Annotated in this window: 19 protein-coding genes; 10 read left to right on the forward strand and 9 right to left on the reverse strand. The window is 72.3% G+C overall.

The genetic code is table 11. The features are described from left to right. The 3 genes from ACKUB9_RS10315 to ACKUB9_RS10325 all read right to left on the reverse strand — a co-directional run. On the reverse strand, positions 1-483 hold a 483-nt coding region (locus ACKUB9_RS10315; protein ID WP_410825809.1), incomplete at its 3' end, for a RidA family protein. A gap of 310 nt (positions 484-793) precedes the next feature. After that, positions 794-1,804 carry an ABC transporter substrate-binding protein gene (locus ACKUB9_RS10320; protein ID WP_407521424.1) on the reverse strand — a complete coding sequence of 337 codons (1,011 nt, stop codon included), beginning with the start codon at positions 1,802-1,804 and terminating at the stop codon, positions 794-796. A gap of 507 nt (positions 1,805-2,311) precedes the next feature. Then, positions 2,312-3,253 carry a LysR family transcriptional regulator gene (locus tag ACKUB9_RS10325; RefSeq protein WP_407521422.1) on the reverse strand — a complete coding sequence of 314 codons (942 nt, stop codon included), beginning with the start codon at positions 3,251-3,253 and terminating at the stop codon, positions 2,312-2,314. Between the two features lie 187 nt (positions 3,254-3,440). On the opposite strand from ACKUB9_RS10325, the gene ACKUB9_RS10330 reads away from it, so the two are divergent. The 9 genes from ACKUB9_RS10330 to ACKUB9_RS10370 all read left to right on the forward strand — a co-directional run bounded on the left by ACKUB9_RS10330 (position 3,441) and on the right by ACKUB9_RS10370 (position 18,804). Continuing rightward, the gene (locus ACKUB9_RS10330) at positions 3,441-4,787 is read left to right on the forward strand and encodes a dicarboxylate/amino acid:cation symporter (protein ID WP_407521420.1); all 1,347 of its coding nucleotides are present in this window, start codon (positions 3,441-3,443) and stop codon (positions 4,785-4,787) included. Positions 4,788-4,884: 97 nt separating this feature from the next. Continuing rightward, entirely contained in the window at positions 4,885-5,724 is an 840-nt protein-coding gene (locus ACKUB9_RS10335; RefSeq protein ID WP_407521418.1) for a bifunctional allantoicase/(S)-ureidoglycine aminohydrolase, read from the forward strand. Then, positions 5,721-6,221 (forward strand): ureidoglycolate lyase, encoded by a 501-nt coding sequence (locus tag ACKUB9_RS10340; RefSeq protein WP_407521416.1) that lies wholly within the window; start codon positions 5,721-5,723, stop codon positions 6,219-6,221. Before ACKUB9_RS10335 ends, ACKUB9_RS10340 begins: the two co-directional genes overlap by 4 nt. A 195-nt stretch (positions 6,222-6,416) precedes the next feature. Then, positions 6,417-6,881, forward strand: coding sequence for a DUF4126 domain-containing protein (locus ACKUB9_RS10345; RefSeq protein ID WP_407521414.1), 465 nt, complete (start codon positions 6,417-6,419; stop codon positions 6,879-6,881). Further along, entirely contained in the window at positions 6,878-8,257 is a 1,380-nt protein-coding gene (locus ACKUB9_RS10350) for an FAD-containing oxidoreductase (RefSeq protein ID WP_407521412.1), read from the forward strand. Before ACKUB9_RS10345 ends, ACKUB9_RS10350 begins: the two co-directional genes overlap by 4 nt. A gap of 109 nt (positions 8,258-8,366) precedes the next feature. Further along, positions 8,367-9,245 (forward strand): ABC transporter substrate-binding protein, encoded by an 879-nt coding sequence (locus ACKUB9_RS10355; protein ID WP_407521410.1) that lies wholly within the window; start codon positions 8,367-8,369, stop codon positions 9,243-9,245. A 187-nt stretch (positions 9,246-9,432) separates the two neighbouring features. Continuing rightward, complete coding sequence (locus tag ACKUB9_RS10360) at positions 9,433-10,638, forward strand: DUF2252 family protein (protein ID WP_407521408.1); 1,206 nt, start codon at positions 9,433-9,435, stop codon at positions 10,636-10,638. A gap of 190 nt (positions 10,639-10,828) precedes the next feature. After that, positions 10,829-13,771, forward strand: a complete 2,943-nt coding sequence (locus ACKUB9_RS10365; protein WP_407521406.1) for a 5'-nucleotidase C-terminal domain-containing protein — start codon at positions 10,829-10,831, stop codon at positions 13,769-13,771. Positions 13,772-13,872: 101 nt separating this feature from the next. Beyond that, the gene (locus ACKUB9_RS10370) at positions 13,873-18,804 is read left to right on the forward strand and encodes a choice-of-anchor I family protein (RefSeq protein ID WP_410825811.1); all 4,932 of its coding nucleotides are present in this window, start codon (positions 13,873-13,875) and stop codon (positions 18,802-18,804) included. Positions 18,805-19,356: 552 nt separating this feature from the next. On the opposite strand, the gene ACKUB9_RS10375 is transcribed toward ACKUB9_RS10370, so the two are convergent. Then, on the reverse strand, positions 19,357-19,848 hold the full coding sequence (locus ACKUB9_RS10375) for a GFA family protein (protein ID WP_407521402.1): 492 nt from the start codon (positions 19,846-19,848) through the stop codon (positions 19,357-19,359). Between the two features lie 145 nt (positions 19,849-19,993). Between ACKUB9_RS10375 and ACKUB9_RS10380 the strand changes: the two genes are divergently transcribed. Beyond that, positions 19,994-20,179, forward strand: a complete 186-nt coding sequence (locus ACKUB9_RS10380) for a hypothetical protein (protein ID WP_407521400.1) — start codon at positions 19,994-19,996, stop codon at positions 20,177-20,179. Positions 20,180-20,335: 156 nt separating this feature from the next. Here the strand turns inward: ACKUB9_RS10380 and ACKUB9_RS10385 are convergent, their stop codons facing one another. Genes ACKUB9_RS10385 through ACKUB9_RS10405 form a run of 5 tightly spaced genes read right to left on the reverse strand, consistent with a single transcriptional unit; the run spans position 20,336 to position 24,538 of the window. Then, entirely contained in the window at positions 20,336-20,938 is a 603-nt protein-coding gene (locus tag ACKUB9_RS10385; RefSeq protein WP_407521398.1) for a class I SAM-dependent DNA methyltransferase, read from the reverse strand. Continuing rightward, positions 20,935-21,672, reverse strand: a complete 738-nt coding sequence (locus tag ACKUB9_RS10390) for a PIG-L deacetylase family protein (RefSeq protein WP_407521396.1) — start codon at positions 21,670-21,672, stop codon at positions 20,935-20,937. Before ACKUB9_RS10390 ends, ACKUB9_RS10385 begins: the two co-directional genes overlap by 4 nt. Further along, positions 21,651-22,814, reverse strand: a complete 1,164-nt coding sequence (locus ACKUB9_RS10395; protein ID WP_407521394.1) for an acyl-CoA dehydrogenase family protein — start codon at positions 22,812-22,814, stop codon at positions 21,651-21,653. Before ACKUB9_RS10395 ends, ACKUB9_RS10390 begins: the two co-directional genes overlap by 22 nt. 13 nt (positions 22,815-22,827) lie before the next feature. Next, positions 22,828-23,337, reverse strand: a complete 510-nt coding sequence (locus ACKUB9_RS10400; RefSeq protein ID WP_407521392.1) for a DNA polymerase ligase N-terminal domain-containing protein — start codon at positions 23,335-23,337, stop codon at positions 22,828-22,830. Next, on the reverse strand, positions 23,330-24,538 hold the full coding sequence (locus ACKUB9_RS10405) for a glycosyltransferase family 2 protein (protein ID WP_407521390.1): 1,209 nt from the start codon (positions 24,536-24,538) through the stop codon (positions 23,330-23,332). Before ACKUB9_RS10405 ends, ACKUB9_RS10400 begins: the two co-directional genes overlap by 8 nt. Positions 24,539-24,630 lie beyond the last annotated feature (92 nt).

The raw sequence follows: 24,630 nt of genomic DNA on the forward strand, positions 1-24,630 counted from the left end.
GCGTCCCGCCTCCCCGAACACCGCGATGAAGAGGTCCGTGCAGCCGTTGATCACCCTGCCGTGGTCGGTGAAGTCCGGCGTGGCGTTGACCATGCCGAGCACCTTCACGACGCGCACCACCCTGTCGAGGTCGCCGCCCAGTGCGCCCCGCAGCACCGCGAGGATCGACAGGCCCGTCAGCCGGGCGTGCTGGTAGGCGTCGTCGAGCGTGACGTCCCGGCCGACCTTGCCGGTCGCCACGCTGCCGTCCGGGCGGGTGGGGCCCAGGCCCGAGAGGAACACGAGGTTGCCGGTCCGCACGAAGGGCGCGTAGTTCGGGTTCGGTGCGGGCGGCTCGGGCAGCACGATCCCGCGCTCCTTAAGCCGCCGCTCGGCGGAGCCCGCGCCGGCCGGCGCGGTTTCGGCTTTTCCGGACCGGATGGCGAGCAGGGGCAGTCCTACGCCTGCGGCGAGAACGGAGCGGCGGCTCTGGCGTGTCGTCACGGGCACCTCCTGGCCGGGGCGGATCGGCCGCCTGTGGGCGGAGGGCCGGACCCGGACGGCTCGCCCCTTCGATAGCGGGGCCGTCGTGCCGGCGAAACCATCCGTTCCGGCTGCAGCCGGCGGCTGGATGCACCTCCGTGGTCCAAGGTGAGCGCCAAGTCCCCGCCAGGACGGACCGGTCCCGACTCGGATGCGCAGTCCGTCTCGTTCGTTCCAGCGTCTGCGAACCACCGATTGATCCGTCACCTCGATGCAATGAATGAGACGGTCGGTTCCAAGTGAAAGGGGCGGCTTGTGCGTGGAATCGCACCTACTCGATTATTTCGTCGGCTTGGGCGAGAAGATGTTCTGGGATTTTCAGATCCATCTCCTGAGCTGTCTTGAGATTGATCAAGAACTCGTACTTGATCGGCTGTTCGACAGGCAGCTCGCTAGGCTTGGCTCCCTTCAGGATCCTGTCGGCATGGCCCGCCGCACGCCGGTAGAGGTCGGTGAGACTTGGACCATAGCAGATCAGGCCGGCGACCTCGGCGAACTCTCGCGTCGGGTACACCGCAGCGATCCGTCGATGCGTGGCAAAGCCAGTGATGGCTCGTCGATTTGAAAAATTCCACGGATTCCGCGCCACAAACAGCCCATGCAATTTCTCTCTCACGCTTAAATCGAATGCATCATCGTAACCCAAGGGTGTGTGTTCGACGTGGATGATTGTCATTCCCAGCCTTTCCGCCGCGGTACGTACACCTGCTGCAGCCGAGCTGTTCCAATCGATCTTCAAGCCAAGATAACCTACTCGGCTGCCACTGGGCAGTACCTCATTGAGAAATTCCAATCTTTTGGCTTCAACCTGTGGGCCGGCGTTGCCGGAAAAGCCGGTGATATTGCCGCCGGGACGGGCGAGATCGGCGACAAGTCCTTGCAGGACGGGATCTGAGCTGTTGGCCATGACGATCGGCACAGTGCGGGTCAGTCGCTTGAAGGCATGCGCGACCTCGTTGGCTCCCCCTCCGGCAGCCAGGATGACGTCGGGTGGTGTTTCGAGGATGCGCGCCGCGATCGCATCGAGCTGTCCGTCCTTTCCCTCTGCCGAATAAAATTCGAATCTCATGTTGTTACCGTCGATGTAACCGAGCTCGTTCAGGCCTTGCAGAAAGGCCGCTACGAGTTTTTTCCAGGGATCGCTCTCTTCGGCACGAGTGAACTGACCCACGGGCACGACGACGACAATCCGCGGGCTTCTTCCGACCGATTGCGCCTGGAGTGGCCACAACGAAGGCAAGAGCCCGCCGGCGATCAAACCGATGGCTGCACGACGTTTCATGTAAGTCCTCCAGTTCGGAGAAGACGTTTCATCGAGGGCTGATCTAGTTCGCCGTGCTAAGACATCGGGGTAAAATAGGTTTGAGCTTATGATTTTCGCGCTATGCGGAAGGCGGTTCATCGAGACAGTTTTTGGGCCTGTCGCCATCGGAGTTTCCGCATTCTAGCTCAGGCCCGCACACCTTGAATTGCTGTAGTTTAAGATGGGGTCCGCGGGTGCGACGACCGGGGTCGGGACCTTGCGCTGCCCTGGCGTACCTTGGACGAAGGCGGGCCGTGAGACGGGCAGATCTTCGCGGGGACCGCGGGCAAGTGACGAACGGCCAATCTGGCGATCGTGATCGAAGGTCCGGAGGCTACATGGTTCCTGACCTCGCGAGCGGGCACCGTGCGTCAACCGTGGAGCGCTAGAGCAGTGCCCGATCGCGATGCAATCGGGCACTGCTCTAAGTTTTTGATTTGCCGCATTTTCTGCGACGAACCGGTATCCACTTCGTCGGAAAATGCTCTAGGCGCCCCGATCGGGAGCATCCTCGTTCAGCCGGTCGACCTCGCCCCGCAGCGCGTCCGCGATCCCGGGCGATCGGTCGCGCATCAGGCCGAGGAAGCGATCGACCACCGCGTCCACGATGTTCAGCCGGATCGCATGGACGTCGGCCGCAGGGACCGGCGGAGCGAGGACCCGGAAGGCGGCCTTCGGGTGGCGCAGGATGCTGGCGAATTCCGGGATGAGGGCGATCCCGAGGCCCGCGGCCGCGAGGCTCATCAGGGAGGTCGCCTCGACCACCTCCTGGCACGGGTCGGGCGCGAACCCTGCGGCCAGACCGGCCCGCCACAGGTCGTTGGCGAAGCGCGAATCCCGCAGGCGCAGCGACAGGTAGGGCTGGCCGGCGAGGTCCGTCAGGGCGAGCCGTTGTGCGCGGGAGAGTGCGTGGCCGCCGGCCATGACCACGCCCACGCGCTCGTGCCACGCGATCTCCGTCACCAAGTCCGGATCGTGCGGCGGACTGCGCTGGAAGCAGAGGTCGACGAGCCGCGCCTTGAGGTGCGCGATCTGCTGGTCGGGGGGAAGCTCGTGGATGCGGACCTCGACGGGGCCGTGCGTGCTCCGGAAGAGGCGGATCAGCTCGCCGATCGGTCCCGTCAGGACGGATCCGGTCAGGCCGATCTTGATGATGCCGGCGCTGCCGGAGCCGATCGCCCGCGCCCGCTCGGCCGCCTCCTGGGCCTGGGCGAGGATGCCGCGCGAGCGTTCGAGCAGGTCGACCCCGGCGCGGGTCAGCACGACGCGGCGGCTCGTGCGCTCGAACAGCTCCGCCCCGATCTCCGCCTCCAGATCGCGGATCTGCTGGCTCAGCGGCGGCTGCGAGACGCCGAGGCTCTCGGCCGCCGCGGTGAAGTTCAGACGTTCCGCGACGGCCACGAAGTAGCGCAGGTGACGCAGTTCCATGCGGTCGATCCATAGGCCTGACGTCTGGCGAGATCGCAAACGAGTATTGGACGCCACCGAGCCCGCGCGCCACCGTACCCGGATCGATCGCGGGTCGCGGCAGCGCAGGATCACCGGCAACGGCGACCGCGCCCGCGCGGCCGGGCTCGCCAGCCGGACACACGCGACGGATCAAAGGGAGGATGGCATGGGCCGCTTGTCGAGATCCCTGTTCGCGCAGGTCGTCGCCGCGCTCATCGTCGGCATCGTGCTCGGGATCGTCTGGCCGGACGTCGCGGTGGCGCTCAAGCCCCTCGGCGACGGCTTCATCAAGCTCATCAAGATGGCGATCGCGCCCCTCGTCTTCGGGGTCGTGGTGCACGGCATCGTCGGCGCGGGCGACCTGCGCAAGGTCGGCCGCGTCGGCCTCAAGGCCCTCATCTACTTCGAGGTGGTGACGACGCTCGCCCTCGTGCTCGGCCTCGCGCTGGCCTACCTGTTCGAGCCGGGCCGCGGCATGAACGTCGACACGGCGTCCCTCGATGCCAAGGCGCTCGCCAGCTACACCGACCGCGTGGGCCAGGTCACCGGCACGGTCGACTTCCTGATGAAGCTGATCCCGACCACGATGGTCGACGCCTTCGCCAAGGGCGACATCCTGCAGGTCCTGATCATCGCCATCCTGTTCGGCTCCGGGCTGGCGCTGATGGGCGAGCAGGGCCGCCCGCTCGCCGAGAGCATCGAGCGGATCACCAACGTCCTGTTCAAGGTGATCGGCTTCATCGTGCGCCTCGCGCCGCTGGGCGTGCTCGGCGCGGTCTCCTTCACGGTGGGCAAGTACGGCGTCGGCTCGCTGAAGCAGCTCGGCCTGCTGGTCGGCCTCTTCTACGCGGGCGTCGCCTTCTTCGTCCTCGTGGTGCTCGGCGCCATCATGCGGGCGGCGGGCTTCAGCCTGATCAAGCTGCTCGCCTACCTGCGCGAGGAGCTGACGGTGGTGGCCGGCACCGCCTCCTCCGACAGCGTGCTGCCGCAGGTGATGCGCAAGCTGGAGCGGCTGGGGATCAAGGATTCGACGGTCGGGCTCGTGATCCCCACCGGCTACTCGTTCAACCTCGACGCCTTCTCCCTGTACCTGACGCTGGCCACCGTGTTCATCGCGCAGGCGACGAACACGCCGCTCTCGTTCGGCCACCTGCTGCTGATCCTCGGCATCGCCCTCGTGACCTCGAAGGGCGCGCACGGCATCCCGGGCTCGGCGATCGTGGTGCTGGCCGCGACCCTCTCGGCGGTGCCGGACATCCCGGTGATCGGCCTCGTGCTGGTGCTGTCGGTGGACTGGTTCGTCGGGATCGCCCGGGCGCTCGGTAACCTGATCGGCAACTGCGTCGCCACCGTGGTGATCGCCGCCTGGGAGGGCGACATCGACCGGGCGCAGGCGCGCCGCGTCCTCGACGGCGAGGTCGCGGCCGATACGGCCGCCGTGCTGGATGCTCCCGCGTCCGCCCCGTCGCCCGCTTCGCCGATCCTGGCGGCCGGTGCGGGCCGCAACCGCTGAGGCGCCGCGGCGCGGCCGTGATGCGACCGCGGGGCGACAGGGCCCGCCCCGCGGTCTACGACCCGAGAGGCCGTCGATCCGAGAGCAAGGTGATGCCATGAGCGCCCATCCCTACAACCCGCCCTGCGGCGGCCTGCCGCCCCAGACCGCGCTGATGACCGGCCGGGCCGTGTTCACCGAGGCCTACGCGGTCATCCCGAAAGGCGTGATGAGCGACATCGTGACCAGCGTCCTGCCGTTCTGGGAGGGGACCCGGGCCTGGATGCTGTCGCGGCCGCTCTCCGGCTTCTCCGAGACCTTCGCGCAGTACCTGATGGAGGTCGCCCCCGGCGGCGGCAGCGCGCGCCCCGAGCCCGACCCGCAGGCCGAGGGCGTGCTCTTCGTGGTGGCCGGCACCCCGACGCTCACCCTCGACGGGCGCGAGCAGGCTTTGCGCGCCGGCTCCTACGCCTACCTCGCCCCGGGGGCCGCGTGGTCGCTGCGCAACGCGGGCGACGAGGCGGCCCGCTTCCACTGGATCCGCAAGGCCTACGAGCGGGTCCCGGGCCTCGACGCGCCCGACTCCTTCCTGCGCCACGAATCAGAGATCGAGCCGGCCGGGATGCCGGGCACCGAGGGCGCCTGGGCCACCACGCGCTTCGTCGCCTCCGACGACGTGCGCCACGACATGCACGTCAACATCGTCACGCTGCGGCCCGGCGCCTCGATCCCGTTCGAGGAGACGCACGTGATGGAGCACGGCCTGTTCGTGCTGGAGGGCAAGGCGGTCTACCGGCTCAACCGCGACTGGGTCGAGGTCGAGGCCGGCGACTTCATGTGGCTGCGCGCCTTCTGCCCGCAGGCCTGCTACGCGGGCGGTCCCGGGCTGTTTCGCTACCTGCTCTACAAGGACGTGAACCGCCACGCCGCCCTGTCGCCGCGGGGCGCCGCGCGATGAGCGGGCGCCGCATCACCGCGCAGCCCCTCACGCGCGAGGCCTTCGCGCCCTTCGGCGCGGTGATCGACAAGGCGGGCGCCGCCCCCCGGCCGATGAATGCCGGTAGGGCGCGCCGCTTCCACGACCTCGCGCGGATCGCCGTCGCGGGCGAGAGCGCGCAGGTGGTGGTCGGTCTCGTGGAGGCCGAGCCCTATCCGCTGCCGCTGACCCTGAGCCTCGTCGAGCGCCACCCCCTCGGCGCCCAGGCCTTCCTGCCGCTGAACGAGGCGCCGTTCCTCGTCGTCGTCTGCCCGGACGAGGGCGGGCGGCCCGGCCGGCCGCAGGCCTTCGTGACGGCGCCGGGCCAGGGCGTGAGCTACGCCATGAACGTCTGGCACGGCGTGCTGACGCCGTTCGGCGCGCCACAGGACTTCGCGGTGGTCGACCGCGGCGGCCCCGGCGTGAACCTCGAAGAGTTCGTGTTCGAGGAGCCCTGGTCGATCCACCTGCCGGAGTGAACCGGGGCGCCCGCTGGGCCGGGACGCCTCGCCTCTGCGGACCGGTCCTGCGCCGCCGTGAAACGAGGCCGCGACGGTGCAGAGTCGATCCCGTACACTTGACGGTACTGGTAATCTGACGAACCACTGCATCGTCCGGGCGACGTTCGGCAGCGCCGAACTTGCACGCCCGCCTTCTCGGCTCGGAGAAGCCCGATGATCGGCATCGTTCTGGCCCTGCTGCTCGGGGTCGTCGCCGGGCTGCGCACGATGACGGCGCCGGCCGCAATCTCCTGGGCGGCGTGGCGCGGGGGGCTGGCGCTCGACGGGACGTGGCTCGCCGTTCTGGGCTACCGCTACACGCCCTTCGTCCTCACCGCGCTCGCCCTGGTCGAGTTCGTGACCGACCAGCTCCCGGCGACGCCGAGCCGCACGGTGCCGGTTCAGTTCGGGGCCCGGCTGGCGAGCGGGGCGCTCTGCGGCGCGGCGGTCGGCCTGCCGGAGGGCCAACTCGCCGGCGGCCTGATCGCTGGCGTGATCGGCGCCGTGATCGGTACGCTCGGCGGGGCCGCGGCGCGCGGGCGCCTCGCGGCGGCGCTCGGCCGGGACCGGCCCGCGGCGATCCTGGAGGACGTGGTGGCCATCATCCTCGCGGCTCTCGTCGTGTGGGTCCTGTCATGAGCCGGCGGTTCGATGCCATCGTCATCGGCGCCGGCCAGGCCGGGCCGGCGCTCGCCGGCCGCCTGACCGCGGCCGGCCAGGCGGTCGCCCTGATCGAGCGGCACCTCTTCGGCGGCACCTGCGTCAACACCGGCTGCATGCCGACCAAGGCGCTGGTCGCGAGCGCCTACGCGGCGCATCTCGCCCGCCGCGCCGGCGATTTCGGCGTGCTGGTGCCGGGCGCGGTCGGCATCGACCCGAAGGCCGTGGCGGCCCGCCAGCAGGGCGTCTCGGCCACGGCCCGCGGCAATGTCGAGCGCTGGCTGCGGGGCATGAAAGGCTGCACCGTGCTGACCGGGCACGCCCGCTTCCAGGGGCCGCGCACCGTGGCGGTGAACGGCGAGGTGCTGGAGGCCGAGCGGATCTTCATCAACGTCGGCGGGCGCGCCCGCGTGCCGGACCTGCCGGGGATCGACCGGATCCCGTACCTCACCAACACCACGATGCTGCAGCTCGACACCCTGCCGGAGCACCTCGTGGTGGTGGGCGGCAGCTACATCGGGCTCGAATTCGCGCAGATCTACCGGCGCTTCGGCAGCGCCGTGACGGTGATCGAGCAGGGGCCGCGCCTGATCGCCCGCGAGGATCCGGACGTCTCGGAGGCCGTCGCCGACATCCTCGCCCGCGAGGGGATCGGCCTGCGGCTGAACGCGGCCTGCATCCGCCTCGCGCCGCATCCGGACGGCGTCGCGGTCGCGGTGGACTGCACCGACGGCCCGCCGGAGGTGGTCGGCTCGCACGTGCTGCTCGCCGTCGGCCGCCGGCCGAACACGGACGACCTCGGGCTGGAGGCCGCCGGCATCGCCACCGACGCGAACGGCACCATCCGCGTGGGCGAGGATCTGCAGACCACCGTGCCGGGCGTCTACGCGCTCGGCGACTGCAACGGGCGCGGCGCCTTCACGCACACCGCCTACAACGACTTCGAGATCGTGGCGGCGAACCTCCTCGACGGCGCCTCGCGCCGGGTGAGCGACCGCGTCTCGGCCTACGCGCTCTACACCGACCCGCCGCTCGGCCGGGTCGGGCTGACGGAGGCGCAGGTGCGCGCGACGGGGCGCCCGGCCCTGATCGGCACGCGCCCGATGACGCGGGTCGGCCGCGCGGTCGAGAAGAGCGAGACGCTCGGCTTCATGAAGGTGCTGGTCGATGCCGAGAGCCGGGCGCTGCTCGGCGCGGCGATCCTCGGCACCGCGGGCGACGAGGCCGTGCACGGCATCCTCGACATGATGCATGCGGGCGCCGCCGCGCCGGTGCTGCAATGGGCCGTGCCGATCCATCCGACCGTCTCGGAGCTGATCCCGACATTGCTCGGCGACCTGCGGCCGCTGGTGTGATCGGCTGCTGGGCCGTGCCGCTCGTTGGCGGCCGACGCGGGGAGGCGCCGGGGCGCCTCCGGGCAGGGGCCGGGCGAAGGACGATGGCGTGACACCGGAGGGCCAGGGCATGTGGAGAATCGTCGGGTCGGGCCGGGCCACCCGTCGCCCTGCCGCATCCATTCCGTCGGCCGAGACGGGCCGGCCGACGCGCCGCCGCCTCGTCCAGCAGATGGCGGGCGCCGCCGCGGCGGCGCTGGCGCCGTCGGCCGTGCGGGCCGCACCGGCGCTCCCGCAGCCCGACACGCTGGAGCCGGGCGTCCTGCGGATCGGCACCTACTTCGTCAATCCGCCCTTCGAGTTCATCGCCGATGGGAAGAAGGTCGGGTTCGAGGTCGATCTGCTGGACGAGATCGCCCAGCAGCTCGGCCTGCGCCCCGACTTCGTCGACACGCGCTGGGAGACCATCCTCCAGGAGATGCAGGAGCGCCGCTACGACTGCATCGTCGGCGGGATCACCATCACCCCGGAACGGCGGCGCACGCTCGCGTGGTCGGAGCCGTACATGACCACGACGCTGAGCCTCGTGGTCGATGCCGCGGCCTCGCCGCCGGGCACGACCCTGGACGACCTGAGAGGCGCCCGCGTCGGGGTGCAGGCGGCCACGACCGACTACGACGCGGCGCTCGCCATGCAGAAGGCCGGCCGGATCGGCGAGGTCAAGGTCTACCCCTTCGCGCAGATCGCCGACGCGATGAGCGACCTGACGGCCGGCCGCGTGAAGGCGGTGATGAAGGTCTATCCGGTCGCCGCGTGGTTCGTCCGGCGGACGCCGACGCTGCGCATCCTCGCGCAGGTTCCCGACGATCCCCAGCCGCTGGGCATCGGCTTCAGCCCGGGCACGGCCGGCAGCATCAACAGCCTTATGGTGGCCGTGGATGCGGCTCTCGCCGACATGCAGCGGGACGGCCGCTACGCCGCCATCGCGCAGCGCTGGGATCTGGCGTGACGGGGCGCTTCTCCGGCCGCGCCTGCCGGCGCCGCGCCGTCCCGATCGGGCCGGCCGGCCCTGCACGTGCAGGCGTCCCGCATCATCCTCGGCCGGGACGATGGGCCACGCCGCGCCGGCCCAGCCTTGAGCGTTGATGCCCAAGACGGCGCGCAAGGGCGCGCGACGATCGGCTGAAGGTTCATCGATGCGCGAGACCGAGGCGTATGGTCCCGAGGAGCGGGCGGCGGTGCTGGAGCGCCAGCGCACCCTCAAGATGGCGAGGTCCGCCCATGCCTACGTCCGGGGCAACACCCTGAAGTTCTACGAGTGGCTGGACGGCCTGTCCCGCGGCACCCTCCCCGAGGGGCCGCCGGTCTGGATCTGCGGCGACTGCCATCTCGGCAATCTGGGCCCCCTCGCGGGCGCGGACGGCCGGGTCGACATCCAGGTCCGCGATCTCGATCAGACCGTCATCGGCAACCCGACGCACGATCTCGTGCGCCTGGGGCTGTCGCTGGCCAGCGCGGCGCGCGGCTCGAACCTGCCCGGAATCGTGACCGCCCGCATGCTGGAGGAGATGGTCCGCGGCTATGCGCTGGGTCTGGGCACCGCGGAGTCGGGCGAGGCGCCGCCCGAGCCGGACGTGGTGCGGGTGGTTCGGCGCCGTGCCCTCGGGCGGCACTGGAAGCACCTCGCCCGTGAGCGCCTGAAGGACGTGGAGCCGTCGATCCCGCTCGGGCGCAAGTTCTGGGCGCTCGGCGGCGACGAGCGCGCGGTGCTCCACGACCTCTTCCGGGGGGAGGAGGTGCGCCGTCTCGTGCTGACGCTGAACGGACGCAGCGAAGCGGCCGGCCTCCGCCTCATCGACGCCGCCTACTGGATGAAGGGCTGCAGTTCGCTCGGCTTCCTGCGCTACGCCGCGCTGGTGCGGATCGAGGAGCCCGAGGGCAAGCGCTGTCTGGCGCTCGTCGACCTCAAGGAGGCCGTTGCGCCCGCGGCCCCGGCCGCGCCGGGCGCGGCGATGCCGGCGGATCCCGCCGAGAGGGTCGTGGCCGGCGCGCGGTCGCTCTCGCCCAACCTGGGCGAACGCATGCTGCCGGTGCAGGTTCTCGGCAAACCGGTCGTGATGCGCGAATTGCTGCCGCAGGACCTGAAGCTCGACGTGGACCAGTTCAGCCGCGAGGAGGCGGTGCGGGCGGCCCACTATCTCGCCTACGTGGTCGGCAAGGCCCACGGCCGGCAGATGGACGAGGCGGCCCGCGCCGACTGGCGCGCCGAGGTCATGCGGGATCTGCGCGGGGCCGAGCGGGCCCCGTCCTGGCTCTGGTCGAGCGTGGTCGAACTCGCCGGCCGTCACGAGGTCGGCTACCTGCAGCACTGCCGCCTCCACGCCGGCCGGGAGGCCGCCTGACCCGGGATCCGGGCGGTCCGTTCGGAGCCCGGATCGGGCCGTCCGGGCGCGTCCATCGGCTGCCCGGCCGAGCTTCATCGTCGTGTCATGGGACGCCTCTACGCGTCCGAGCCTAGGGGGGAGCGCGAGAACCCGGCCGGGGTAACGGCCGTCGGCGCGGCGTCTCCCGGGCATCGCGACGAGAACCGACATGGCCAACTACACGCTCCAGCTCCTGCACATGTCGGACGGCGAGGGCTCCACCCTCACGCCGCAGACCGCTCCGATCATGGGCGCGCTGATCGACCGATTCGACAATCAGTACGCCAACACGCTGGTGCTGGCCGGCGGCGACAACTTCATCCCCGGGCCGTTCCTCACCGCCGGTGCCGACCCGGCGCTCAACGGCGTCGTCGGCGCGACCGCCCTCGGCCGGCCCGACATCGCGATCTACAACGCCTTCGGGGTCCGGGCCTCGACCATCGGCAACCACGAGTTCGATCTCGGCTCGGCGACCTTCGCGGACGCGATCACGCCGGCCGGCGCCTGGGTGGGCGCGCGCTTCCCCTACCTCTCGGCCAACCTCGACTTCTCGGGCGATTCGGCCCTGCGCGGGCGCGTCACGGCGGGCGGGCAGCAGGCCTCGGCGATCCCCGGTCGCATCGCCCCCTCGACGATCGTGACGATCAACGGCGAGCGCATCGGCATCGTCGGCGCTACCACCCAGGTGCTGGAGCGCATCTCCTCGCCCACCGGGACCGAGGTCAACGGCTTCCCCAAGGCCGGCGAGCCGGGCGACAACCAGACCGAGCGGGACGACATGGCGCTGCTGGCCAGCCAGCTCCAGCCGGTCATCGACGGCCTGATCGCCCAGGGCGTCAACAAGGTCGTCCTCGACAGCCACCTGCAGCTGCTGCCGAACGAGCAGGCCCTGGCGCCGTTGCTGCGCGGCGTCGACATCATCCTGGCGGCGGGCTCGCACACCCGGCTGGGCGATGCCACCGACCGTCCGGCGGCCTTTCCGGGGCACGACGCCACCTATGCGGGTCCCTACCCGATCCAGACCGCGGGCGCGGACGGCGCCCCGACGCTGATCGTCGCCACCGACAGCGAATCCACCTATCTCGGCCGCCTCGTGATCGATTTCGACGAGGCCGGCCGCCTCATCCCGGGCAGCCTCAACCCGGCCGTCACCGGCTCCTACGCCTCGACCCAGGCGAATCTCCAGGCCGCCTACGGCAGCGACGTCGGCCAGGCCTTCGCGGCGGGCTCGATCGGCGCCCGGGTGCAGCAGATCACCGGCGCCATCGATTCGGTGATCCGCACCAAGGAGAGCAACGTCTACGGCTTCACCGACGTCTATCTGGAGGGTGACCGCGCCTTCGGGCGCGCCCAGGAGACCAACCTCGGCGACCTCTCGGCGGATGCCAACGCCGCCGCGGCGGCCCGCGCCCTGCCCAACCAGCGCTTCTTGGTGTCGCTGAAGAACGGCGGCGGCATCCGCGCCTCGATCGGTGCGGTGGATGCCGGCGGCGGCAACGACCCGAATGCCGGCGCCAAGCTGCCGCCGCTCGCCAACCCGGCCGCCGGCAAGCCGGAGGGCGGCGTCTCGCAGCTCGACACCGAGAACGCCCTGCGCTTCGACAACAAGCTGATGGTGTTCGACACCACGCCGCAGGGGCTGCTCAACATCCTCAACTACGGCGCGGGCCTCGCTCCCGGCAACGGCGGCTACCCGCAGATCGGCGGCGTGAAGTTCTCCTACGATCCCTCGCAGCCGGCCGGCTCGCGGGTGCGCAGCGTCGCGCTCACGGACGAGGCCGGCACGGTGATCGCCCGGGTGGTGGAGAACGGCCAGGTCGTAGCCGGCGCGCCCGCGACCATCAGCGTGGTCTCGCTCAACTTCACGGCCAATGGCGGCGACGGCTACCCGACGAAGCAGAACGGCGACAACTTCCGCTACCTGCTCGCGGATGGCACGCTCTCGGCCCCGGTGGACGAGGCGCTCGACTTCACCGCGCCCGCCAACCTGCCGGCGAACGTGGTGGGCGAGCAGGCGGCCTTCTCGCAGTACCTGCGCGCCCGCTACCCCACCGCCGACCGCTCCTACGCCACGCCCGACACGCCGGCGAGCGAGGACCTGCGCATCCAGAACCTGAGCGCGCGGGCCGACACGGTCTTCAACTCGGGACGCTTCGGCACGGGCGGCAACGACAGCCTCACGGGCACCGCCGAGGCCGACGAGATCTTCGGCTACGACGGCAACGACAGCCTGTCCGGTGCGGCCGGCAACGACGTCATCCAGGCGGGCGCGGGCGCGGATCAGGCGTTCGGCCAGGACGGCGACGACACGGTTCAGGGCGGGGCCGGCAACGACTTCGTCTCGGGCGGCTTCGGCGCCGACAGCGTGCTGGGCGAGGCCGGCAACGACCTCGTGTTCGGCGACGACGACGACGACTTCGCCGATGGCGGCGCCGGCAACGACAGCGTGCGCGGCGGCAGCGGCAGCGATCGGGTCTTCGGCTCGGCCGGCGACGACCAGGTCTACGGCGAGGCCGGCAACGACTTCGTGGGCGCGGGCGAGGGCAACGACTTCGGCTCGGGCGGCTTCGGCAACGACGAGGTGCACGGGGAGCTGGGCAACGACCTGCTGTTCGGGGACGACGGCGACGACGGCGTCTACGGCGGGGCGGGCGACGACCGGCTCTACGGCGGCACGGGCCGGGACCTGCTGAGCGGGGAATCGGGCAACGACCAGCTGTTCGGCGAGCAGGAGGCGGACGTGCTGCTGGGCGGGTCGGGCGACGATTATCTGTCGGGCGGGGTGGGCGACGACCAGCTGTTCGGGGGCGAGGGAGCGGACCTTCTGTTCGGCAACGCGGGCAACGACGCGCTGGCGGGTGGCCTGGGGTCGGACGTGTTCGCGCTGGGCCGCGGGGACGGGTCCGACGTGATCCGGGACTTCGTGACGGGCGGTTCGGAGCGGGACGTGATCGCGTTCAACGGGGGCGTGTTCGCGTCGTTCGCGGCGGTGCAGGCGGCGGCGCGTCAGGAGGGCTCCGACGCGGTGATCGCCTACGGGACGGGCGACACGGTCACGCTGCAGAACGTGCAGGCCGCCAGCCTCTCGGCCGCCAACTTCACCCTCGCCTGATCGGGGCCAGCCCCGTCACCTGAACCCCCCGGGCCCGCGGCTCTGCCGCGGGCCCCCTGCGCTTTCCGCGCGGCGGCCCACCCTCGGATCGGATGCTCTCGATGACCACGGCTCCCCACGTCCTGGCCAATGGCGACTTCACGCAGACCTGGAGCAACGCCGGCCTGATCACCGCGGACGACAATTGGTCGGGGGTCCCGAGCATCGTCGGCTATCGGGGCGACGACGTCACGGCGCTCGTCGGCGCCGATCCCCAGACGCTGACCGGCGACGGCACCGTCGTGGTGGACGTCAACGCCAACCAGACCAGCCCCAACACCTTCACGACCGGCGGCGTGGCGGAGTTCGCCCTGGCGAACCCGACCGTGGCGCTGGCCGGCTCCGGCACCGCGGATGCCCCGAGCCTCGTCCTCTACCTCGACTCGCGCGGGCGCTCGAACGTCACGGTCTCCTACACCCTGCGCGACCTCGAGACCGGCGCCGACAACGCCGCCCAGGCGGTGGCGCTGCAATACCGCCTCGGCGACACCGGCGCCTGGACCAACGTGCCGGCCGCCTTCGTGGCCGACGCCACCGCCGGGCCGAACGCCGCCGGCCCCGACACCCGGGTCCAGGCGGTGCTGCCGGCCGCCGCGAACGACCAGGCCAACCTGCAGGTGCGGGTGATCACCGCCAACGCCACCGGCAACGACGAGTGGGTCGGCATCGACGACATCGGCGTCACCAGCAGCGCCGGGACGGCGCCCGCGCCGACGGCTCCCACCCTGCTCGCCCCCGCGGCCTCGCTGGCCGGGTCCGCAACGGCGCCGATCGGCACCGGAAGCCTCACGCTCACCCGCCTCGGCGCGATCGCCGCCTCCGGCACCAACACCGCCGATGGCGGCGCCGAGGTCGTGACCTTCGATCGCGCCACCGCCCGGCTCTTCACGCTGAACGCCCGGGACGGGCGCATCGACGTGACCCGGATCGGCGCGGACGGCGCGCTCACCGGCGTCGGCGCAATCGCGCTAACCGCCCTGCCCGGCTACGGCGCCGCGAACACGGTGGCGGTCCGCAACGGCGTCGTGGCGGTGGGCTACCAGAACGCCGATCCGCGCCAGAACGGCGCCGTGGCCTTCTTCGACGCCGCGAGCCTCGCCTCGCTGCGCGCGCCGGTCGCGGTCGGCAACCTGCCCGACCAGCTCAGCTTCAACGCCGACGGCACCAAGATCCTGGTCGCCAACGAGGGCGAGCGCGCCACCGTGGGTGGCACCGCCGTCAACCCCAACGGGTCGGTCTCGCTGATCGACCTCTCGGGCGGCGTCGCCGCCGCCACGGTCTCGACCTTCGATTTCGGCACGCTCGCCGGCCAGGAAGCGGCCCTGCGCGCGGCCGGCGTGCGGCTGCCGCCCGGCGCCGGCGCCATCGCCGACATCGAGCCCGAATACACCACGATCAGCGGCACCACCGCCTACGTGACGCTGCAGGAGGCGAACGCGGTCGCGGTGTTCGACATCGCCGGCGCGGCGCCGGTGCTGCGCGCCATCAAGCCGCTCGGCGCCATCGACCTCTCGCTGCCGGGCAACGAGCTCGACGCCTCGGACGACGGCCCGGCGACCGCGGCCTCGATCCGCCTGCGCAACGAGCCGGTCTCCGGCCTGCCGATGCCGGACGCCATCGCCTCCTTCACGGCGCCGGACGGCCGGGTCTACTTCGTCACCGCCAACGAGGGCGACGCGCGCAGCGACGACAGCGACGTGGCGCGCCTCTCCACCCGCACCCTCGACCCCACCGCCTTCCCGAACCGCGCCACCCTGCAGCAGGCCTCCGAACTCGGGCGCCTCAACGTCTCGACCATCGACGGCGACACCGACGGCGACGGCGACCTCGACCGCATCGTGACCTTCGGCGGGCGCGGCATCTCGATCTTCCGCCAGGAATCCGATGGCACCATCACCAAGGTGCGCGAGACCGGGGGCGAGTTCGAAAAGATCATCGCCCGGGATTTCCCGGCGATCTTCAACCAGAACCAGGGCAACGGCCAGGTCGACGACCGCTCGGACGACAAGGGGCCGGAGCCCGAGGGCGTCACCATCGGCACGGTGGCCGGGCGGACCTACGCCTTCGTCGGCCTGGAGCGGGTCGGCGGGGTGATGGTCTACGACGTGACGGTGCCGGCGGAAGCCCGCTTCGTCACCTACCAGCCGCCCGCGAGCGGGCGCACCGACGCGGCCCCCGAGGTGCTGAACTTCATCTCCGCCGCCGACAGCCCGACCGGCCAGGCACTCGTCGTCTCGGCCAACGAGGTCGGCAACACCACGACCGTCTACCAGGCCGCCCCGGTGCTCACCGCGATCCCGCTGATCCAGGGCACGGGCGCGGCCTCGGCGCTCGCCGGGCAGAATGTGACGACCTCCGGCATCGTCACGGCGGTGGCGAGCAACGGCTTCTACCTCCAGGATCCCACCGGCGACGGCAACGCCGCCAGTTCGGACGGCCTGTTCGTGTTCACGGGCAGCCGCCCCTCGGTCGCGGCCAGCGATGCCGTGCTGGTCGGCGGGCAGGTGCAGGAATTCATGCCGTCCGGGGCCGCGCGCGGCTCGCTCTCGGTCACGCAGATCGGCGCGAACCCGAGCGTCAGCATCCTCTCGCGCGGCAACGCGCTCCCGGCCGCGGCGCGGATCGGCGGCGCGGGCAACCTGCAGCCTCCGACCGAGGACCTCGCGGCCGGCAACACCTTCTGGGAATCGCTGGAGGGCATGCGCGCCACCGTCACGGCGCCGCTCGCCACCGGCCCGACCAACAATTTCGGCGAGATCTTCGCGGTCGCGGCCGGCGGCGCGGGCGCGACCGGGCTCAACCCCGGCGGCGACCTGCTGATCCGCGGCGGCAACCCGGTGCTGGGCTTCACCAACACGGTCGGCGGCGACTTCAACCCGGAGCGCATCCGCCTCGACCCGGGCCTCGGCGTCACCCTGCCGACCATCGACACGGGCACGCGCTTCAACGACGTCACGGGCGTCGTCAATTACAGCTTCGGCAATTACGAGGTGGTGGCGACCGCCCCCGTCACGGTCGCGACGCCGAGCCCGCGGGTGAAGACCGGCGGCACGCTGACGGGCGACGCCGACAGTCTGCTCGTCGCGAGCTACAACGCCGAGAACCTCGATCCCACGGACGGCCCGGCGCGCTTCACCACCATCGCCTCGGAGGTGCTGGGCCGGCTGAACGCGCCCGACGTCATCGCGCTCCAGGAGATCCAGGACAACGACGGGCCGGGCAACACCGCCTCCACCGTCACCTCGGCCTCGCAGACGCTGCAGCGGATCGTGGACGCGGTGGCGGCGGCCGGCGGACCGGCTTACGCCTTCGTCGACAACACCTTCATCGGCGACGACACCAACGGCGGTGAGCCCGGCGGCAACATCCGCACCGCCTTCCTGTACCGCACCGACCGGGTGAGCCTCGTGCCGAACTCCGCCCGCACCATCGCGGCGGACGGCATCCCGATCACCTCGGGCAGCTACACCGACCAGCAGACCAACCCGAACAATCCCTTCTTCGGCTCCCGCCCGCCGCTCGCGGCCGACTTCGTCTTCAACGACGAGACCGTGACGGTGGTGAGCAACCACTTCACCTCGAAGGGCGGCAGCGGCGCCCTGTTCGGCTCCGAGCAGCCCCCCTTCGACGCCGGGCAGGTCGCGCGCGCCGCGCAGGCCCAGGCGGTCAACACCTTCGTGGACGGGCTCCTCGCGAGGAACGCCCAGGCCCGTGTGATCGTGGCCGGCGACCTCAACGACTTCGGCTTCGAGGAGCCGCTGGCGGTGATCAAGGGTGAGGCCACGCTCACCGGCTACACCCAGGCCGGGACCGGCGCGACGCTGACCCGCGGCGGCACCGCGGTGCTGAGCGACCTGCAGGATTCGCTGCCCGAGAACCAGCGCTACGATTACGTGTTCGAGGGCAACGCCCAGACCCTCGACCACATGCTGGTGACGGCGGCGCTCGGCTCCGGCGCGCAGTTCGAGGTGGTCCACATCAACGCCGACTTCGCCGACCAGACCAGCGACCACGATCCCCTCCTGGCCCGCTTCCGCATCCCGGCGGTGGGTCGCGCGGTGACCGGCACGGCGCAGGCCGACACGCTGACCGGCGGCGCGGGCGCCGACACCATCCAGGGCGGCGCCGGCAACGACGTCATCCAGGCGGGCGCGGGGGCGGATCAGGCGTTCGGGCAGGACGGCGACGACACGGTCCTGGGCGGGGCCGGCAACGACTTCGTCTCGGGCGGCTTCGGCGCCGACAGCGTGCTGGGCGAGGCCGGCAACGACCTCGTGTTCGGCGACGACGACGACGACGTCGCCGATGGCGGGGCCGGCAACGACTTCGGCTCGGGCGGCTTCGGCGCCGACAAGGTGCCCGGTGAGCCAGGCAACGACCTCTTGTTCGGAGACGACGACGACGACGTCGCCGATGGCGGGGCCGGCAACGACTTCGGCTCGGGCGGCTTCGGCAACGACGAGGTGCACGGGGAGCTGGGCAACGACCTGCTGTTCGGGGACGACGGCGACGACGGCGTCTACGGCGAGGCGGGCGACGACCGGCTCTACGGCGGCACGGGCCGGGACCTGCTGAGCGGGGACGCGGGCAACGACCAACTGTTCGGCGAGCAGGAGGCGGACGTGCTGCTGGGTGGCGCGGGCGCCGACTACCTGTCGGGCGGGGTGGGCGACGACCAGCTGTTCGGGGGCGAGGGGGCGGACCTTCTGTTCGGCAACGCGGGCAACGACGCGCTGGCGGGTGGCCTGGGGTCGGACGTGTTCGCGCTGGGCCGCGGGGACGGGTCCGACGTGATCCGGGACTTCGTGACGGGCGGTTCGGAGCGGGACGTGATCGCGTTCAACGGGGGTGTGTTCGCGTCGTTCGCGGCGGTGCAGGCGGCGACGCGTCAGGAGGGCTCGGACGCGGTGATCGCCTACGGGACGGGCGACACGGTCACGCTGCAGAACGTGGAGGCCGCCAGCCTCTCGGCCGCCAACTTCACCCTCGCCTGACCGGGGCCAGCCCCAGACGATCCACTAATGGCCGCCACACCGGTGCGACCCACCGGTGTGGCGGTGGGCCGCGCCGGCCTCGGTGTTCGAGAGACGCTCGGCAGGCAGGGAATGCGGCGGGTCTTCCGGGCCGAGGCGGGCTGGCGGGGCCCGCAGAGGAGTCGGCCCTGCCGGGATGAGGTCGTGGGACGGCGTGAACCTGCGAACTCAGTCAAGCACCCTCGCGCACACCCCTTTTCCTGAACGACTGAAGCGTCAGCGAAAGGAGATCCGGGAACCAGGATAGATGGTCCGCGAAGCGGCTCTGTATTGGCGCCTTTGCAGACACAAAGACGCTTCGCGACTTTTTGCGCTGGTTCCCGGATCTCCTTCCGCTTCGCTCCAGTCGTCCGGGAAAGGGGTGAGTTGGGACGGGCTGTTCCACCGCGCGGTACGGCGTTGCACCGGTCGTGTCCGTGTCGCGCGGCAGCGTCGGCCGCTTCCGTGAATGGGGCCGCAGGGTCCCTACCCTCCCCCCGACGGCCCGCCACGGCCTCCCGCGACGCGCACGCGTTACCGCGTCCTGGCGAAGGTCGGCAGGCCGTCAGCGACGACGTCCCAGGCCAGTCTTTCGGCAAGAAAGGTATGATCGCGCGGCGGCACGCGCTCCGGCTCGTCGAGGCTCGCCGTCGTGACGTCGATCTCGTCCGGCGCGGCATCGCTCTCGTAGGTGAGCGAGGTGCCGCACGTGCCGCAGAAGGTCCGGGTCGCGCGGGCGCTCGACCGCACCGGCTTCGGCGCGCCCGCCGTCCAGCGCAAAGCCGCGCGCGGCACGCTGAACCACGCCACCGAGGCCGCGCCCACGATGCGGCGGCAATCGGCGCAATGGCAGATCGTCGCGTGGAACGGCGCGGCATCCGCCTCGTAACGAACCGCGCCGCAATGGCAGCCACCCCGCAGCATGAACGCCTCTCCCGTGTGCGACCCCGCTCCGGCACGGACCTTCGCGCCCGCCCGGTCGAGGAGGATGGCCTCACTGGCGGCCCGGTCGTCGCTCGGCCGCATTCCGGCTCGTCCGATCGCCTGCGCGAACCCACCCGCATCCTGCACCGCGGCGGCCTGATCGCGAAATGTTCCGCGTGCGCGTATTGCGGTGCACCGGGCTGATCGCCGCACTGCAACAACAGCCGCCGCCGATTATGTTCTGCACATGTCCAGCCTGCACAAGCGCTCCGCCGCCCGCCTCCCCACTCCCGATCACCCGCCGCTGGTGCCGCCCGGCCTCCAGGCCGGCTACGCCGAGGCGATGGCCAGGATCCCGCGCGTGCGCCTCGATGGCGAACGCCCGACGAAGACGGCCGAGACCCTGCCGGCCGTGAGTTCGTTCTACGCCTGACCGCGGCCCGCGCGATGACCCGGCCCGGGCCGGGTGACCACAACCGGCCGAGCGCCGAAGCCCCGTAGCCGGAAATCGTCGCATGGGGCGCAAAGGGGAGACGCGCCTCCCTCCTGCCCGCGCAAGCGGTGGAACGCTGCCGGTGGCCGGGCCGGATCAGGCCCTCGGCTCCGCAGGTCCCTGCCGAAGAACGTCGAGCCGGTACTCGTCCGTCCGCGCCTGGTGGACGAGGGTCAGGAACGGCGCCGTCCGGTCGATGAGGATCTGCGCCGCCTCGTCGCCCGTGAGCGGGTAGTGCGTCTCGCCCGTCCAGTGGACCAGCACGACGTCCCCGCCGGGCCGCAGGCTGTCGCGCAGGCACTCCGCCAAGCGCCCGACATCGGCCGCGTCGAGATAGTAGACGACCTCCGACAAGAGGATCAGGTCGAAGCCGCCCGCCGGCCACGCGCCCGGGACCTGGGCTTGCACGAAGCGCACATGGGCGAGGTCCCGGCAGCGGGCGCGGGCCTGGTCCAGGGCCGCCTCGGCCACGTCGAGGGCGACGAGCGCGTCGCAGCGCTCGGCCAGCCGGCGCGTCAGCACGCCGATGGAGCAGCCGACCTCCAGGGCGGCGGCGTAGCGGGGCCGCGGCAGCGCCGCGAGCGTCGCGGCGTACTTGGCGCGCTCGTAGGCGCTCGTGGCGAAGCGCCAGGGGTCGGGATCCGCCGCGTAGCGCTCCTCGAAGTAGTCCGGCGGCAGCGAGGCGGTGTAGCGGGTCACGCGGGCACCTCCAGGAAGATCTCGAAGGGCTGGGCGAAGCGCTCCAGCATGGAGGCGTCGAGGCGAAACCCCTCCGGGTCGTCGTCGATCAGGTCCGTGGTCTGCGAGCGGTGCGCCGCGACGGCCGAGGCCTTGGCGGCGCGCTGCCCGGAGATGTCGAGGCGCACGCCCCGCGGGGGCGCGCCGACCTCGGTGTCGCCCGGCAGGCTCCAGCCCCAGACCGGATAGGCGAAGAGGCGCACGGCCGGAAGGCGGCGGCGCGCGAGCCCCGCCAGGGCCGCGCACGCCTGGTGGTCGCAATGCGGATCCCGCGCCCAGGTCACGAACAGGGCGCCCGCCCCGCAGGCGCGGGCCGCCGCCGCGATGGCCTCGGCTGCCGCCTCCGCCGCCGGGCCGGTGGCCGGCACGGCGCGGTCGGGCAGGCGCAGGAAGCCGATCTGCTCCGCGGCGAGCCCCAGCGCCCGCGCGGCGGCGCGCGTCTCCTCCTCCCGCAGGTCCCGCAGGCGCGCGGGCGGGTAGCTCGGCGAGTTCGGGTGCGAGCCGACGCCGTCGCTTACCACGACGAGGCGCACCGGCAGGCCACGGGCGCAGGCCTGCGCGATCAGCCCGCCGCAGCCGAGACTCTCGTCGTCGGGATGCGGCGCCACCACCACGAGCCCGCGCCCGCCGGTGAGGTCGTCGAGGGCCGCGAAGGGAAGCGCCTCCGCGGCCGTCAGGAAGGCGTCGGCCCGCATCTCTCGTCGCTCCAGAGGTCGCCGGCACTGCCGCCGGCCCCGAGGATCTCGGCCGCAGCCGTGGTGAGCGCCCGGTCCGGCGCGGGCTGGCGCAGGTAGGTGGCGAGGTCGCGCGACAGCCGCTCCAGCCGGTGCCCGCGCAGGAAGCCCGGCAGCCCGACCGAGCGCTGGGCGAGCTGCAGCACGTCGAGGCCCGCCCGCTCGACCGCGAGCCGGGCGAGGTTGACGTAGGCCACGATGCGCTCGGGCGGCAGCGTCCCCGCGGCGACGAGGCCCGCCGCGCGCCGCACCCAGAGCCGCGCGCCCTCGACCGCGATGGCGCCCTCGCCGAGCCGGGCGAGCTGGTGCGGGTCCGCCCCGCGCCCGGCCGCGGCGAGGTGCCCGCGCCACGCATCGAACACCGCCTCGATCCCGCCTAGCTGCACCGCCGCGAAGCGCCACGCGCCGCCCGAGAAATGCGGCTGGCGGTGGTAATCGTCCGGCCCGCCGAGCACGGCCTCGCGCGGCACGACGAGGCCGGTGAGATCGACCGTGCCGGTGGCCGAGGCCCGCATCCCCTGCGCCTGCCACGCCGAAAGATCCGCCCGGGTGCCGGGTGCGAGCGGCACGACCAGCATCAGCGGCGCGTCGGCCGGCGCCCGCCGCGCCGTGACGAGGGCGCGGGTGACCCGGCCCGCCCCCGACGCGAAGGTCTTCACCCCGGCGAGGGCGACACCCCCGGGGCATTCGGCCAGCGTCAGGCCGGCCGCGGGCGGCTCGGTGTTCCAGACCCCGAACAGGTGGCCGTCGAGGGCGTCCCCGAACAGGCGCTCGCGCTGGCGGGCATCGCCGTAGCGCGCGATGAGGTCGAGCGCGTTGACATGGCCCTCGTAGAGCCGCCCGAGGGCGAGACTGCCGGAGCCGACGAGGCGCAGGACCTCGGCCAGCGCCCCGGCATCGGCTTCCTCGCCCAGGCCCGCTCCCCCCTCTGCGGAGGGGACCGGTGCGGCGAGCAGGCCGAGGCGGGCGAGGTCGGCGACGTCCTCGGCCGGAAATCCGTCGTCGCGGTCCTCGGCGCCGGCCCGCGCCTCGGCCGACGCGGCGACCGCCCGCGCGGACGCTAGCGCGTCGCACGCGAGGGTGGGCGGGGTCCTCTGGTCCATGCACCTCCTCCCGTCAGGCCGCCCCGGCGGCGACCTGCTCGACCGTGCGGCCGGTCAGGACCGACCGCGGCAGTTCGTCCAGGATATCCGGGTCGCCGGGCCCGCGCGCCGCGCCGTCGCGCGACTTCACCAGCAGCCATGCGGTCTGCCGCGCGCGCGGACCGGCCTTCAGGCGCATCAGGCGCCAGCGCCCGGTCAGCTTCACGCCGTGCAGGGTGAAGGCGAGGGACCCGGCCGCGAGCGCCGCGGCGGGGTCGCCGTCGGGCTCCCAGGTGCCGCGATCCCACAGCAGCACCGCACCCGCGCCGTAGCGGCCGGGGGCGATCACGCCCTCGAAATCGGCGTAGTCCAGCCCGTGATCCGCGACCGCGACGGCGAGGCGGCGCTCGCCCGCGACGAGGCTCGGACCCTTCGTCACCGCCCAGCTCTTCAGCACGCCGCCAACCTCCAGGCGAAAATCGTAGTGCAGCCGGCGCGCCGCGTGCTTCTGAACCCGGTAGGCCAGGGACGCCGCGTCAGGCATTGCCGGGCCGCTCCACGGGGCGCGGACCGGCCGTGCCGGCGGCCGGCTCGGGCGCCGACAGGCCGCGCCCCCACCGAAAGACGCGGCCGGCAACCCGCAGCGCGGCCAGCACCGCGCGGGCGCGTCGGATCTGCGCGGGAAGCTCCGAGGGCCGCAACGGCCGATAGCCGAGCCGGGGGCTGACCTGCTCGACCGCGGCCAGAACGGCGCCCAGCGAAGCCAGTTCCGCGACTTCACGGGCCTGCGCCGCCCGGATCCCCAGCCAGGGCGCCCACAGGCGGGTGCGGCTGAGCCGGCCGGCGGCATGGAGCCGACGGAGCCGGCGCCGCCACGCGAACCGGACCAGGGCGAGCGGCAGCGATTCCAGGCGCGGGTCGCAGGGGCTCTCGGGCACCTTGCAGCGCAGCCGCATCGTGTCCGCCGCGCCGCCCGGCGCGCGCCCGTCCAGCCGGCCGGAGGTGACCATGAGCACGCCCGGGTCGTGGCGCACGCGCACGTCGCTCGACAGGAGCGACGACACGAAGGCCCGATCCTCGCCGACCGCCAGCGGCGGCATGCCGCCGACCTGCCGGTAGGCCGCGAGGCGCACCGCGAGTGTCGCGCCCGAGGTGGTCCAATGGCGCGGCCAAGGGTCGTGCGGCAGCGGATCGATGCACGCCTCCAGCTCCACCAGCAGGGCCTCGTAGGCCCCCTCCAGCCGTCCGCGGGCGTGGAGGGAGGCCGGCAGGCGCGCGGCGTCGACGGGGTCGAGCGCGATCCGCCCCGCCACGGCCTCGACCCCCGCCGCGAGGGCGGCGAGGTTGCGCGCCACCCAGTCGGCCGGCGCCAGGCAATCGGCGTCCGTGGTCAGGATGATGCCGCCGGCCGCCCCCTCCTCCTCCAGCCATCCCGCCGCGGCCTCCATGGCCTCGCGGCGCGCCCAGCCGGCCGTCGCCCCGGCGCAATCCCGCTCGATCACGCGCAGGCGGAAGGGCAGATCGGGGGCGCGGGCCGCGACCACCCGGGCGGTGTCGTCGGTGCAGTTGTTGAGGAACAGGACCACGCCAAGCCCGCCCGTCCCGAGCCCGTCCTGCCCGGCGAAGGCGTCGAGGCAGGGCCCGATCCGCTCGGCCTCGTTGCGGACCGGGACGGCGATCACCGCCGTCAGCGTCGATGGTGGGTCGGCCTCTCGTCGCGTCGGACGGAACTCTGGCTCGGGCACGAAGGGTCTCCGGCGGGCCGCGTGGGGACCGCGGGCGACCGGACAACGAACTTAGGACATCTTTCTCCCACGTCCCCGACTGCGACCAAATC

Origin of the sequence: Methylobacterium oryzisoli (genome assembly GCF_046557895.1) — a bacterium.
GTDB classification, from domain to species: domain Bacteria; phylum Pseudomonadota; class Alphaproteobacteria; order Rhizobiales; family Beijerinckiaceae; genus Methylobacterium; species Methylobacterium oryzisoli.

Excerpts from the sequence above, each read along its gene's own strand:
- ACKUB9_RS10320 (WP_407521424.1), bottom strand. The coding sequence starts at position 1,804 with ATGAAACGTCGTGCAGCCATCGGTTTGATCGCCGGCGGGCTCTTGCCT.
- ACKUB9_RS10325 (WP_407521422.1), bottom strand. The coding sequence starts at position 3,253 with ATGGAACTGCGTCACCTGCGCTACTTCGTGGCCGTCGCGGAACGTCTG.
- ACKUB9_RS10330 (WP_407521420.1), top strand. The coding sequence starts at position 3,441 with ATGGGCCGCTTGTCGAGATCCCTGTTCGCGCAGGTCGTCGCCGCGCTC.
- ACKUB9_RS10335 (WP_407521418.1), top strand. The coding sequence starts at position 4,885 with ATGAGCGCCCATCCCTACAACCCGCCCTGCGGCGGCCTGCCGCCCCAG.
- ACKUB9_RS10340 (WP_407521416.1), top strand. The coding sequence starts at position 5,721 with ATGAGCGGGCGCCGCATCACCGCGCAGCCCCTCACGCGCGAGGCCTTC.
- ACKUB9_RS10345 (WP_407521414.1), top strand. The coding sequence starts at position 6,417 with ATGATCGGCATCGTTCTGGCCCTGCTGCTCGGGGTCGTCGCCGGGCTG.
- ACKUB9_RS10350 (WP_407521412.1), top strand. The coding sequence starts at position 6,878 with ATGAGCCGGCGGTTCGATGCCATCGTCATCGGCGCCGGCCAGGCCGGG.
- ACKUB9_RS10355 (WP_407521410.1), top strand. The coding sequence starts at position 8,367 with ATGTGGAGAATCGTCGGGTCGGGCCGGGCCACCCGTCGCCCTGCCGCA.
- ACKUB9_RS10360 (WP_407521408.1), top strand. The coding sequence starts at position 9,433 with ATGCGCGAGACCGAGGCGTATGGTCCCGAGGAGCGGGCGGCGGTGCTG.
- ACKUB9_RS10365 (WP_407521406.1), top strand. The coding sequence starts at position 10,829 with ATGGCCAACTACACGCTCCAGCTCCTGCACATGTCGGACGGCGAGGGC.
- ACKUB9_RS10370 (WP_410825811.1), top strand. The coding sequence starts at position 13,873 with ATGACCACGGCTCCCCACGTCCTGGCCAATGGCGACTTCACGCAGACC.
- ACKUB9_RS10375 (WP_407521402.1), bottom strand. The coding sequence starts at position 19,848 with ATGCGGCCGAGCGACGACCGGGCCGCCAGTGAGGCCATCCTCCTCGAC.
- ACKUB9_RS10380 (WP_407521400.1), top strand. The coding sequence starts at position 19,994 with ATGTCCAGCCTGCACAAGCGCTCCGCCGCCCGCCTCCCCACTCCCGAT.
- ACKUB9_RS10390 (WP_407521396.1), bottom strand. The coding sequence starts at position 21,672 with ATGCGGGCCGACGCCTTCCTGACGGCCGCGGAGGCGCTTCCCTTCGCG.
- ACKUB9_RS10395 (WP_407521394.1), bottom strand. The coding sequence starts at position 22,814 with ATGGACCAGAGGACCCCGCCCACCCTCGCGTGCGACGCGCTAGCGTCC.
- ACKUB9_RS10400 (WP_407521392.1), bottom strand. The coding sequence starts at position 23,337 with ATGCCTGACGCGGCGTCCCTGGCCTACCGGGTTCAGAAGCACGCGGCG.